Source organism: Frankia gtarii, from assembly GCF_025403375.1.
GTDB lineage: Bacteria > Actinomycetota > Actinomycetes > Frankiales > Frankiaceae > Frankia > Frankia gtarii.
In genome coordinates, this window is record NZ_JAMPTM010000219.1 from 1 (window position 1) to 11,188 (window position 11,188).

General features: G+C 71.9%; 12 protein-coding genes. 9 read left to right on the plus strand and 3 right to left on the minus strand.

Annotated elements, in window-relative coordinates; genetic code table 11:
- Nucleotides 1–1,406: TetR/AcrR family transcriptional regulator (locus NBZ83_RS24300; protein ID WP_261575869.1), on the plus strand; the 1,406-nt coding region annotated here is incomplete at its 5' end.
- A 65-nt stretch (nucleotides 1,407–1,471) separates the two neighbouring features.
- Here NBZ83_RS24300 and NBZ83_RS24305 read toward each other — a convergent pair.
- Nucleotides 1,472–2,164, minus strand: a complete 693-nt coding sequence (locus NBZ83_RS24305; RefSeq protein WP_368861897.1) for a TetR/AcrR family transcriptional regulator — start codon at nucleotides 2,162–2,164, stop codon at nucleotides 1,472–1,474.
- A 129-nt stretch (nucleotides 2,165–2,293) separates the two neighbouring features.
- Here NBZ83_RS24305 and NBZ83_RS24310 point away from each other — a divergent pair, with 129 nt between their 5' ends.
- From NBZ83_RS24310 to NBZ83_RS24320, 3 genes are all read left to right on the plus strand, one after another.
- A complete protein-coding gene (locus tag NBZ83_RS24310) occupies nucleotides 2,294–3,343 on the plus strand; it encodes a phosphotransferase family protein (protein ID WP_261569587.1) in 1,050 nt (349 codons plus the stop codon).
- A 1-nt stretch (nucleotide 3,344) separates the two neighbouring features.
- A complete protein-coding gene (locus NBZ83_RS24315; protein ID WP_261569588.1) occupies nucleotides 3,345–4,106 on the plus strand; it encodes an SDR family NAD(P)-dependent oxidoreductase in 762 nt (253 codons plus the stop codon).
- Nucleotides 4,107–4,175: 69 nt separating this feature from the next.
- Entirely contained in the window at nucleotides 4,176–5,492 is a 1,317-nt protein-coding gene (locus NBZ83_RS24320) for an acyl-CoA dehydrogenase family protein (protein ID WP_261569589.1), read from the plus strand.
- Between the two features lie 64 nt (nucleotides 5,493–5,556).
- Here the strand turns inward: NBZ83_RS24320 and NBZ83_RS24325 are convergent, their stop codons facing one another.
- On the minus strand, nucleotides 5,557–6,234 hold the full coding sequence (locus NBZ83_RS24325) for a TetR/AcrR family transcriptional regulator (protein ID WP_261569590.1): 678 nt from the start codon (nucleotides 6,232–6,234) through the stop codon (nucleotides 5,557–5,559).
- A 276-nt stretch (nucleotides 6,235–6,510) separates the two neighbouring features.
- On the opposite strand from NBZ83_RS24325, the gene NBZ83_RS24330 reads away from it, so the two are divergent.
- The 3 genes from NBZ83_RS24330 (at nucleotide 6,511) to NBZ83_RS24340 (ending at nucleotide 8,997) form a co-directional block, all read left to right on the plus strand.
- On the plus strand, nucleotides 6,511–7,188 hold the full coding sequence (locus NBZ83_RS24330) for a TetR/AcrR family transcriptional regulator (protein ID WP_261569591.1): 678 nt from the start codon (nucleotides 6,511–6,513) through the stop codon (nucleotides 7,186–7,188).
- A 37-nt stretch (nucleotides 7,189–7,225) separates the two neighbouring features.
- Nucleotides 7,226–8,002 (plus strand): polyprenyl diphosphate synthase, encoded by a 777-nt coding sequence (gene uppS, locus NBZ83_RS24335; RefSeq protein ID WP_261569592.1) that lies wholly within the window; start codon nucleotides 7,226–7,228, stop codon nucleotides 8,000–8,002.
- 95 nt (nucleotides 8,003–8,097) lie between these two features.
- The gene (locus NBZ83_RS24340) at nucleotides 8,098–8,997 is read left to right on the plus strand and encodes a 3-keto-5-aminohexanoate cleavage protein (protein WP_261569593.1); all 900 of its coding nucleotides are present in this window, start codon (nucleotides 8,098–8,100) and stop codon (nucleotides 8,995–8,997) included.
- Nucleotides 8,998–9,038: 41 nt separating this feature from the next.
- Here the strand turns inward: NBZ83_RS24340 and NBZ83_RS24345 are convergent, their stop codons facing one another.
- A complete protein-coding gene (locus NBZ83_RS24345) occupies nucleotides 9,039–9,650 on the minus strand; it encodes a TetR/AcrR family transcriptional regulator (protein WP_261575870.1) in 612 nt (203 codons plus the stop codon).
- Between the two features lie 524 nt (nucleotides 9,651–10,174).
- Between NBZ83_RS24345 and NBZ83_RS24350 the strand changes: the two genes are divergently transcribed.
- Nucleotides 10,175–10,312, plus strand: a complete 138-nt coding sequence (locus NBZ83_RS24350; RefSeq protein ID WP_308203376.1) for a hypothetical protein — start codon at nucleotides 10,175–10,177, stop codon at nucleotides 10,310–10,312.
- 33 nt (nucleotides 10,313–10,345) lie between these two features.
- Nucleotides 10,346–11,164 (plus strand): DUF1684 domain-containing protein, encoded by an 819-nt coding sequence (locus tag NBZ83_RS24355; RefSeq protein WP_261569597.1) that lies wholly within the window; start codon nucleotides 10,346–10,348, stop codon nucleotides 11,162–11,164.
- Nucleotides 11,165–11,188 lie beyond the last annotated feature (24 nt).

Genomic DNA, 11,188 nt, shown 5'->3' on the forward strand with positions numbered 1-11,188 from the left:
ACGTAAGGGGGCGTCGGGTGGTGGTCGGGCCCGAGCGCGCGCTGATCCTGCCGTCGCGGCGGCGGGATCCCTATCCGGTCAGCCCCGTCATCGGTCCGGAAGGGGAGCGGGCCTGCGCGGAGATCGTCGCGGCGGCCCGTGCCCTGTTCGCGCGGCGCGGCTACCACGGGACCAGCATCTCGGCGATCACCGAGGCCACCGGCCGTTCGGACACGGCTTTCTATCAGTACTTCCCGAGCAAGATAGCTCTGTTCGCCCTCTTCTACGAGCAGCTCGGGGCAGATCTTGTCCGCCACTTCCACCGCCAACGGGTCATCGAGCCCGGACCGGCCGGGCTGGCCGAGTTCCGCGTCTGGCTCGACGGTCTCGGCGAGGTCCTGCGCCGGCACTCCCCCGTCTTCGCCACCTGGCCGCTGGTCGCGGACGAGGAACTGGAGCCCGAAGATCCCTCCGAGCGGTACCTGCACGTGCTCGCGGACGCGATGCGGTCCCGGCTCGCCCTCGCCGGCACCGGTCCGGTGGACACCCGCGTCATCGCGATCGCGAGCATCAGCCTCCTGCAGTGGACGCACGTCGTTTTTGCTCCGCGCCGCCCCGATGTCCGCACCTCCGAGGCTTCCGTGCACGCCACGCTCGCGATCATCATCCACTCGTCGTTGTTCCCCCGAGACGGCGGCCCCACGGGCGCGGCGGTCGCCGTCGGTGCCGGTCCGCCCTGGCCCGAACTGCTCCTCGAGCGGAGCACGGACCGCACGGATCCGCTCGGCGCCTGGCGCGAGACGGTTCCGCTCGGCCTTCGCCGACGGGTCACCCGGCGGTCCGAGCCGACGATCCGGCGTATCCTCGCCGCCGCCAGGAAGGCGTTCGAGCGTGGCGGGCTGGCCGGGACGAGCGTCGACGACATCACCGCCGAGGCCGGCGTCGCCCACGGCACGTTCTACCAGTACTGGGAGGACCGGTACGCGATCTTCGCGACGCTGGCCCACCAGGCGGCGGTCGACCTCTGCGCCCATCTCGATGACCTGCTGCGGGCCGAACACGCCACCGACGTCCTGACCTGGATCGACCGCTGGTTGGACGTCCTACGACAGCACGGCCCCACTTTTCACGTGTGGACGACCGGGGTTCTACCGACCGTCCAGCTGCAGCGGCTGAGCCGCCAGATGCGGTCCTACCTCGACGAGGTCACCGCGCGGCTGCTGGCGCGGTGGGCGCCGCGACGATCGCTGGACCCGTCGGCGGCCGCCATCGTGCTGTGGGTTCTGCTCGGCGAGTTTCCCTACCACGCCTGGCAGCGCCATCCGGTGCTCGACCGCGACGACGTGCATCGCTCGCTCGCACTCCTGCTCGTCGGTGGTCTGCTCGGCGCACGCACGCCGTTGCCCGCCGGTGGGCCGCCACACTGAGCAGGGGCCGCCACACCCCAGGGAGACCGCACCAGGGAGATCGCACCGGGGAGAGGCCCCCGGGGTCAGGCCTGCCCGGCGACGGCCGTACAGAACGTGATCAGATACTCGCGTTCCGCCGCGTCGGGCCCGGTGCCGGCCGCGACGTGGCGTTCGAGCGCGCCGATCACGACGTCCAGCATCGCCCGCGCATCGAGCTCGGGGCGGGGCCGCCCGGCGGCGGCCAGCGGCGCGACCAGCAGTTCGCCGAGCTGGTCGTCGAGGGTCGCCCGCCCCGGGCCGGAACCGCCCGACCGCAGCGTCAGTCGACTGATCGCGATGCTCTGGATGGCCACCTCGGGCAGGGTGAGCTGCGTGAGCAGTCCCTGTACCCAGGCGGCGATCTGATCGGCGGGGTCGGTCTGCTTGGCCATCTGGTAGCCCAGGTAGGAGCGAACCCGCAGGACACCGCGCTCCATCACGGCGTGCATCAGCTCGTTCTTGCCGGCGAAGTAGCGGTAGAAGGTCTGGTTCGAGGTGCCGGCCTCGGCGACGATGTCGCTCACCCGCGGTTCCGCCGGTGCCACCCGCACCGCCACCCGTAGCGCGGCGTCGAGGATCTGCCCGAGTTCGTCGAGGGCGTCGCGCTGGTGGCGGTGCAACGCTCGATCGACGGCGGCGCGTACGGACGCGGGCGCTGCGTCCCACTCCAGTCGGGTCGACTCCATGGCTGCAAGTGTGCCGTGCGCGGCGCGCGGCGCGGGGCCGGATCGGGCCATCTCTCAGAATCTGGTTCTGGACAGGACAGAATGCTATTCTGACCCTCGTCCCGCCCCCGTCGACGAGGAGGTCCGGATGGGGAACCCGATCCAGTTGATCCAGTCAGCCAGCCCGAGCCGGGGCCGGTGGTGAGCGCGGGCGCGGCCGTGCCGGGCGTGGGGCTCGACGCCGCCCGCCTGGCCCGCTGGCTCGACGCCGAGCAGGTGCCCGGCGTCGGCGAGCTGCCCGTCATCGACCGGCTCACCGGCGGCTCGCAGAACGAGCTGTACTCCCTGACCCGAGGGGGCGAGCGCACGGTGCTGCGGATGCCGCCGCCCTCGGCGAGCGAGTCCCGGATCGACGGACTGCGCCGCGAGCTGCGGCTGGTGCGCGCGCTTCGGGGGACCGACGTGCCGCACGCCGAGCTCGTCGCCGGGGACGCCACCGGGGACGTGCTGGGAATGCCGTTCTACGTCATGCGTGCCGTCGACGGCTGGAGCCCGACCGGCTCCTGGCCGGCGCCGTTCGACACCGACCCGGCCGCCCGCCGCGGGCTGGCGTTCGAACTCGTCGACGGCATCGCGAAGCTGTCCCGGGTCGACTGGCGGGCCCGTGGCCTCGAGGGGTTCGGCCGGCCGGAGAACTTCCACGAGCGGCAGGTCGACCGCTGGCTGACCTTCCTCGGCGCCTACCGCTTCCGCGAGCTGCCCGGCCTCGACACCGCGGCCGACTGGCTGCGGGCGAACCGTCCGGCCGGTTTCGAACCCGGGATCATGCACGGCGACTACCAGTTCGCCAACGTGATGTTCCACCACGGCACCCCGGCCCGGCTCGCCGCCATCATCGACTGGGAGATGACCACGATCGGCGACCCGCTGCTCGATCTCGGCTGGGCGCTGCTCGGCTGGGACGGCGAGCAGCCGCGCACCGAGGGCTTCTATCTCGACGTCTCCGGCATGCCGCGCCGGGCCGAACTGCTGGAGCACTACGAGCGGGTGAGCGGCCGCTCGACCGAGGACATCGACTACTACCTGGTGCTGGCCAACTGGAAGCTGGGCGTGGTGCTGGAGAAGAGCTACGCAGCTCTCGTCGGCGGTGGGACGGTCGACCCCAAGGTCGAGACGTTCGGGCCGCTGGTGCTGCAGCTGCTGGCCACCGCCGCCGACCTCGCCCGCTCCCTGCCGGCCCGGAGAGGCTGATATGGGATACGCAGACACCTTGTTCGACCTGACCGACCGCGTCGTGCTCATCACCGGCGGCAGCCGCGGGCTCGGCCGGGAGATGGCCTTCGGTGCGGCGCGCTGCGGGGCCGACGTCGTCATCGCCAGCCGTGACCTGGACTCCTGCACGGCCACCGCCGCCGAGATCGAGGCCGAGACCGGCCGCAAGGCCTTGCCGTACGCCGTGCACGTCGGGCGCTGGGACGAGCTGCCCGGCCTCGTCGACGCCGCCTACGACCGGTTCGGCAAGGTCGACGCACTGATCAACAACGCCGGGATGTCGCCGTTGTACGACACCCTCGCCGACGTCAACGAGAAGCTGTTCGACGCGGTCGTCAACCTCAACCTCAAGGGTCCGTTCCGGCTGTCGGTGCTGGTGGGGGAGCGGATGGTGGCCGCGGGCCGCGGCGCCATCGTGAACGTCAGCTCCACCGGCTCCATCCGGCCGACCCCGGCGATCCTGCCGTACGCCGCGGCCAAGGCCGGCCTCAACGCGCTCACCGAGGGCCTCGCGCTCGCCCTCGGCCCCCAGGTGCGGGTCAACACCCTCATGTCCGGTCCGTTCTACACCGACGTCAGCCGGCACTGGGACCTCGACGCCGTCGGCGAGGCGACCCAGGCACACGCGCTGCGCCGCGCCGGCGACCCGCCCGAGATCGTCGGTTCCGCGCTGTACCTGATCTCGGATGCGTCCAGCTACACCTCCGCCGCGACCCTGCGGGTCGACGGCGGAATGCCCTGAGCCGTCACCGGTCCCTGAGCCGTCACCGGTCCAGGCGCTGGGAGGAAAAAGTGCTGGGAGGAGAAAACCATGGCATGGGACTTCTCGACCGATGACGAGTTCGAGACCAGGCTGGCGTGGGTCCGCGCCTTCGTGCGCGACGAGGTGGCGCCGCTCGACGTGCTGTTCCCGGGCTGCGAGTACCTGCCCCTCGACGACGAACGGCGCAGGATCGTCGATCCGCTCAAGCAGCGGGTGCGCGACGCCGGCCTGTGGGCGCCGCATCTGGGCCCGGAGCTCGGCGGGCAGGGTTTCGGCGCGGTGAAACTGACCCTGCTCAACGAGATCCTCGGCCGCACCGACTGGGGACCGATCGTGTTCGGCACCCAGGCACCCGACACCGGCAACGCCGAGATCATCGCCCGCTTCGGCACGCCGGAGCAGAAGGAGCGCTACCTGGCGCCCCTGCTGGCCGGTGAGATCTTCTCCTGCTTCTCGATGACGGAGCCGCAGGGCGGCGCCGACCCGCGGGTGTTCACCACCCGGGCCCGGCGCGAGGGCGACGAGTGGGTGATCGACGGCCGCAAGTACTGGTCGTCCAACGCCGCGGTGGCCTCGTTCCTCATCATCGTCGCGATCACCAACCCCGACGTCCCGGTGCATCACGGTGCGTCGACCTTCCTGGTTCCGCGCGACACCCCCGGAGTGGTGATCGAGGACAGCCACCATGTGTTCGGCGCGCACCACCACGAACCGGGCCACTCCCTGGTGCGCTACGAGGGGGTGCGGGTGCCGGCGGATGCGATGCTCGGCCAGGAGGGACGCGGCTTCGAGGTGGCCCAGTCCCGGCTGGCCGGCGGTCGGCTGCACCACGCCATGCGCGCGATCGGGGTCGCCCAGCGGGCCATCGACATGATGGGACAGCGTGCCAAAAGCCGCTTCACCCAGGGCAGCTCACTGGCCGACAAGCAGTTCGTGCAGGGGTTCATCGCCGAGTCCTACACCGAGCTGATGCCGTTCCGCCTCGCCGTGCTGCACGCCGCCTGGCTCATCGACACCCAGGGCGAGCATGCTGCCCGCACCGAGATCGCGGCCCTGAAGGTGCTCACCCCGAAGGTCATCCAGTCGATCGTGCTGCGGGCGATCCAGGTCCACGGCGGGCTCGGGATCACCGAGCAGCTTCCGCTGGTCGACATGTTCACCACGGGGCTCGCCCTCGGCCTCGCCGACGGGCCCACCGAGGCGCACAAGGTCAACCTGGCCCGCCAGCTCCTGCGCAACTACGAGGCCGACGATCCGGCCTGGCCGGAGGAGTTCCTCGGCCGCCGCCTCGCTGCGGCCCGGGAGAAGTACGGCGACCTCGTCTCCGCCGTCCCATCGGTGCCCGCCGGGCCGCCGGGGCTCTGACGGGTCGCCAGGGGTCTAACGGACCGCCGGCGGTCTGACGGGCGGTCTCAGGCGACGGGCGGTCTCAGGCCTCGAGTGCGGCGGTGATGAATCCGCCGATCGTGTTGACGACGTCGGCGTCATCGACCGGCAGGTGCTGGGCGTGGCAGTGGTACCAGGTGCGGTCCAGCATCGACTGCACCGCCAGGCCCAGCGCCTCGGGTGCGTCGGTGGGCGTGCGCTGACGGCCCCGCAGGTGCACACCGAGCAGCCAGGCCACCCGCATCTGCATCTTGTTGCTCGCCGCGCCGACGCTCTCGTCCGCCGGGCCGGACTGCGCGGAGAGGATGAAGGCGCCGTGCTGGTCCATGAACGCGAAGTACTGCCACACCCAGGCCACGGCGTCGGCCCGGGTGCAGGGCCGCGCGATGGTCTCCCACTCCGCGACGACCTGGAGGAGCTCTCGGAAGGTGGCCTGGCCGAGGGTGTCGAAGATTTCCCGTTTGTCGCGAAAATAGGTATAAAAGCCGGCGCGGGAGATGCCGCAGGCATCGGTGATGTTGTTGATGCGGGTGCCGGCATACCCGCGTTCCAGGAAAAGCTTCTTGGAGGCGTCGAGGATCGCATTGCGGGTGCGCGCCGCGCGCCAGCCCAACCGGCCGACCGCGCTCTCGGTGCCGGCCTGCTCGACCTGCAGGTCCCGGGGATCGCCGTCGGGAGCCGCGCCCTCGTCGACGATGTCCGTGGAGGTCGAGTCGCCCATAGTCCACCCAGTGTAGGAGAGTCGGCCTGCGCAACGGTGACGGACACGTCAGAGGCTGCTCACACAGGCGCTCGAGTGCGCCGCCCGGCATGCGGCGGCCTTCGTGACACCCTCCCCGGAAGGGCACCTGATCGGCTCCGGTATCGTCCACCTCGTCGGGCAGCGCCGCCGACCCGTTGACGCCGTCGTGCGGTGGCCGGCGCGGGCATCCGGTCAGGACGAGCGCGGAGGGGTGTGTCGGCGGGATGGGCCCCAGTGTTGGCGGGATGGGCCCCAGTGGCTGAGGCGCCGCTTCGGCTTGCCGCGCAGGTGCCGGGCAGGTCGTCGGGCCCGGTCGATTCCGACCGCGCCGAGCGGGAGCGCCGGGCCATCATCCGTGCCGCGCACCGGCTGATCGGCCAGGAGGGGCGCGCGACCACGCCGCTGGAGGACATCCTGCGCGGCGCCGGGGTGAACAGGCGCACGTTCTACCGGCACTTCCCGTCCAAGGACGCACTGGTCCTCACCATGCAACGGGAGGCCGCCGACGGGGTGCGCGACAGCCTGCGGGTGGTGGTGCGCCGCGCCGGTGACGCCCGGGCGGCCGCCGTGGCGTGGATCGAGGAGCTGCTCGCGATCGGCTGGGACGAACGCGCCAGCCGGGACGGGCGGACGTTCATGACCCCCGAGGTCGGTCTCGTCGTCGGCATCGCCGACGCGCTGGAGGACATCTACGCCGAACACCGGGGCATCCTCGCGGAGGTCCTCGCCGACGGGCGCAGCGACGGCAGCCTGCCCGCCGCCGAGCCGGAGTGGGACGCCCTCGCGATCCACGCCGTCGTCGTGCGCTACCTGGAGATGCGGGCCCGCGGCCGGCTGGACCGTCCCTACACCGCGGTGCTCGACGACGTCGTGCGCCGGTTCCTCCCGGCGGCCGCACCGGCCGCGGCGGGGGATGGGATTCGGCCCGGGTGAAGGCCGCGCGAGTACTCTCACGCAACGGAAGGTTCAGATGACGCCGGGTCCTCTTCTCTACGCCCTCTACACCCGGCGGCTGCGCCGGCAGGTCATGGCCGGCCCGCTGCCGGCCCACGTCGGCCTGGTCATGGACGGCAACCGCCGGTGGGCCCGGGAGATGGGCCTGGCCAACCCCAGCCTGGGCCACCGTTACGGCGCCGAGCACGCCGAGGACGTGCTGTCCTGGTGCGAGGCCGTCGGCATCCGCCACGTCACCGTGTTCGTCTGCTCGACCGAGAACCTGCAGCGCCGCGGCGACGCCGAGGTCGCCTTCCTCATGCAGGTCATCGAGCAGGTCGTCAGCGACCGGCTCGCCCGCCCCGACGCCCGCTGGCAGGTCCACCTCGCCGGCATGCTCGACGCGCTGCCCGACAGCACCGCGCGGGTCCTCAAGGACGCCGTCGAGACGACCCGCACCGTCACGACCGGCTTCCACGTCACCCTCGCAGTCGGCTACGGCGGGCGGCAGGAGGTCATCGAGGCGCTGCGCGAGCACCTGCACGAACGCGCCGAGGCCGGCGACTCCCTCGCCGACGTCGCTGCCTCGCTGACCATGGACGACATCGCCCGCCACCTGTACACCGCCGGGCAGCCCGACCCGGACCTGGTGATCCGGACCTCCGGCGAGCAGCGGATGTCGAACTTCCTGCTCTGGCAGAGCGCCTACTCGGAGCTGTACTTCTGCGAGGCCTACTGGCCCGCGTTCCGCGAGATCGACTTCCTGCGCGCCCTGCGCAGCTTCGCCGCCCGCGGACGCCGCCACGGCGGCTGAGTGACCGGTCGCGCCCCGACCGGCGGGCCAGGTATGGCAGAAACTGCCAGACGCTGCTAGCGTTACCATCCTTCGCGAACTGAAGGAGTGCAGCTATGAGTGCTACAGCCCGTCCGGATCCGGTCGTCATCGAGGCGGCGATCTCCCCGCTGCGCGACGGGCGGGAGCTGCAGACCACCGAGGAACTCATCCGCCAGGCCCGGGAGTCCCTGGCCGCCGGGGCCGGCGTCATCCACCATCACCACAACTTCCGCCTGGACCGCGACGAGGCCGTCACCCAGGTCCTGCGCATCCAGCGCGAGGTGCTCGAGACGTACCCGGACGCCTGCCTCTACAACGACTACCTGCGCGGCGAGAAGGTCATGGCGGAGAAGAACGCCCATCTCCAGCCGCTGGCCGACGCCGGCCTGCTCACCATGGCGGCGCTGGACCCGGGGCTGACGCAGTTCGCCGTGCTCGACGAGAACGGGCTGCCGTCCCGCCACCGTCAGGGCGGCGCCGACTACGCGTCCGCGCACGAGGTCGTCGCGTTCGCCCGCCGCACCGGCGCAGCCCTCAGCATCGGCATCTACGACCCGAGCAATCTGCGCTGGACCCTCGCCTACGCGGCCAGGGGCATGTTCCCGGCCGGCTCCGTCATCAAGCTGTACTTCGGGGGCCGGTACCTGATCAACGGCGCGCCCACCGCCGGGTTCGGACTGCCCCCCACCAGGCAGTCCCTCGACATGTACCTGTCGATGATGGACGGTTGCGGACTGCCGTGGGTCGTCAGTATCCAGGGCGGCGTGCTGCTCGACTCCGAGCTGGCCCGCTACGCCCTGGAACGCGGCGGTCATCTCCGGGTCGGCATCGAGGACATCGCCGCCCTCAACGCCATGACCAACCGCGAGACCGTCGAGGCCGCGACCGCGCTGGCCGCCGCAGTCGGTCGCCCGGTGGCGACCGGCGCCGCGGCGAAGGCCGTCCTGCGGGGCGAGCGGGCCGTGGCGGCCTGACGGGCCGGCGGCCGCCCGGTGCTCTCATCCGCCCGGTGCTCTCACCGCTGTCCTGGGTCGGGGGCGGTGAACAGCGTGGGCCCCAGCATCGCCAGGGCCATGGCGAACAGCTCAGCGGGACTCTCGCCGCCGCCCGCCTCGCCGTACTCCACCGTCGACAGGCGCGCGGCGGCCGAGACCACCGCTCCGGCCAGCGCGGCCTGGGGGGAGCGCGGGTCGATACCCAGCCGCGCCGCGATGGCACCCGCCCACAACCGCTCGCTGTCGGCCATGATCTGAAACCACTGGGCCCGGAAACCCTCCGACTCCCGCAGGATCCGGTACAGCTTTCGTAGCTGGTCCACATGGGTGGCTGCCCAGGAACCGGCCCAGACGCGCACCAGCGAGGTCGGCACCGGTTCGTCGGGCGGCCGCCCGGCCAGCTCGGCGGCTATCCGCTCGGCCCCCGCCGTCAGGAAGGGCCGCACGACGTCCTCCTTGCGCGGGAAGTAACGGTAGAAGGAACGCTCCGAGACTCCTGCGTGCGCGGCGAGCTCGCGGATGGTGAAGGCGTTCGTGCCGCGCTCGATGAAGAGTTCGACGATGGCCCGGGAGGCGGCCAGCATCGCCTGTTCCTTCGCCTCGACCACCTCACGGGCCGTTCGAGCCGGCATCCGCGCATCGGCGCTCAGGTGTTGCCGACTCATCCGTTCACCTCATCGTCGTTCGGGTCGTCATCGTCCGGTGGGCGGCGACCGTGCCTGGTAGGCAGCGACGGTAACAAGCCGGGCCGCAGGCCAGGACGGCCCGCGGCCCGCGGCCCGCGACGGAGGACTGTGCGACGTTCGAGCCGCTGACAGGCTTCCGGGGCCCATGGTTGTCTCTGCGTGCCCTTGCGGTATCGGTCTGAAAGGCCGGGCCCCTGATCGCGGTGAAGGAGGCAGCGTGGCGCAGCCGTCCCGCCGCCCCACACCTACCGGCTCGCGCCGAGCGAGCTGGGCGTGTCGACGAAGGTGCACGGCCTGGCGTTCGAGGCGTCGAGTCGGATCCAGCTGCACGACACGTGGAAGGGCTGAGTCGTGGTCGTGGTCGTGGTCGTGGTCGCGGGCGGGGCAGCGGGCATGTGACGGTATGTGCTCCGCTGCCTCGCCCAGGCCGTCGCCGTGCTGTGGGCGGCGTACACGCTGTCGTTCCTCACGTGCAGACCGCGCGGGCCAAGGGCGCCGGGCGGGTGCGCATCCATCTGCGCCACGCGTTGCGCGGCGCGGCACTGCCCACGGTGACGATCATCGGAGTGCTGGTGGGGCAGTTCGTGGCGAACGCGGTCGTCGTCTGACGACCCCCGAGTACACAAGGAGTTCTCGTGACGATGCGGCAGATCGATGACCGCGCGACGTTCGAGCAGCAGTGGCGGGAGTGGTACGAGGCGCGGGAGCGGTCGCTCACCGACCCGCACGGCTTCCTCGCCGTCACCGCCCTGCACTGGCTCGACGCCGAGCCGACCCGCTTCGACGACGCCCCCGGAGCCTGGTCGACGGGCGAGGCGGGGGTGACCGTCGAGCTCGCCGACGGCGAGGAACTCACCGTCGGCGGCGAGCGCCGCACCGGCCGGTACACCTTCGTGCCCATCGCGGAGCGGGGCAGCGTCTACGCCACCGCCGGCGACGCGGTCGTCGAGGTCGCCCGCCGTGGCGGGCAGAACATCGTCCGCCCCCGCCATCCCGGCAATCGGCTGCGCCTCGACCACACCCCGACCCCGGCCTACCCGCCGGATCCCCGCTGGGTGCTCACCGGACGATACGTGCCCTTCGGCGCGCCGCGACCCGTCACGGTCGGCGCGGCCGTGGAGGGCCTCGCCCACGTCTACGACGCCCCCGGGCGCGTCGAGTTCACCGTCGACGGCCAGCCGCTGGCGCTGACCGCCTTCCCCGGCCACACCGCCGGCAGCCTGCTGGTGCTGTTCACCGACGCGACGAGCGGGGTGACCACGTACGCGGCGAACCGGTCGCTGACCCTCGACGCGCCCGCCGCCGACGCCACGGTGACCCTGGACTTCAACCGGGCCGGCAACCTGCCCTGCGCCTACACCGACCTGGCGACCTGCCCGCTGCCGCCGGCGGAGAACCGGCTGCCCGTCGCGGTCGAGGCCGGTCACCGCATCCCGCACGAGCGCATCTCGCGATCATGAGCATCCCGCCATCCCCGCCCGAGC

Bases quoted from the DNA above. Each gene is read 5' to 3' on its own strand.
- NBZ83_RS24305 (WP_368861897.1), bottom strand. From the start codon at position 2,164: ATGGCCCGATCCGGCCCCGCGCCGCGCGCCGCGCACGGCACACTTGCA.
- NBZ83_RS24320 (WP_261569589.1), top strand. From the start codon at position 4,176: ATGGCATGGGACTTCTCGACCGATGACGAGTTCGAGACCAGGCTGGCG.
- NBZ83_RS24355 (WP_261569597.1), top strand. From the start codon at position 10,346: ATGCGGCAGATCGATGACCGCGCGACGTTCGAGCAGCAGTGGCGGGAG.
- uppS (WP_261569592.1), top strand. From the start codon at position 7,226: ATGACGCCGGGTCCTCTTCTCTACGCCCTCTACACCCGGCGGCTGCGC.
- NBZ83_RS24345 (WP_261575870.1), bottom strand. From the start codon at position 9,650: ATGCCGGCTCGAACGGCCCGTGAGGTGGTCGAGGCGAAGGAACAGGCG.
- NBZ83_RS24315 (WP_261569588.1), top strand. From the start codon at position 3,345: ATGGGATACGCAGACACCTTGTTCGACCTGACCGACCGCGTCGTGCTC.
- NBZ83_RS24325 (WP_261569590.1), bottom strand. From the start codon at position 6,234: ATGGGCGACTCGACCTCCACGGACATCGTCGACGAGGGCGCGGCTCCC.
- NBZ83_RS24340 (WP_261569593.1), top strand. From the start codon at position 8,098: ATGAGTGCTACAGCCCGTCCGGATCCGGTCGTCATCGAGGCGGCGATC.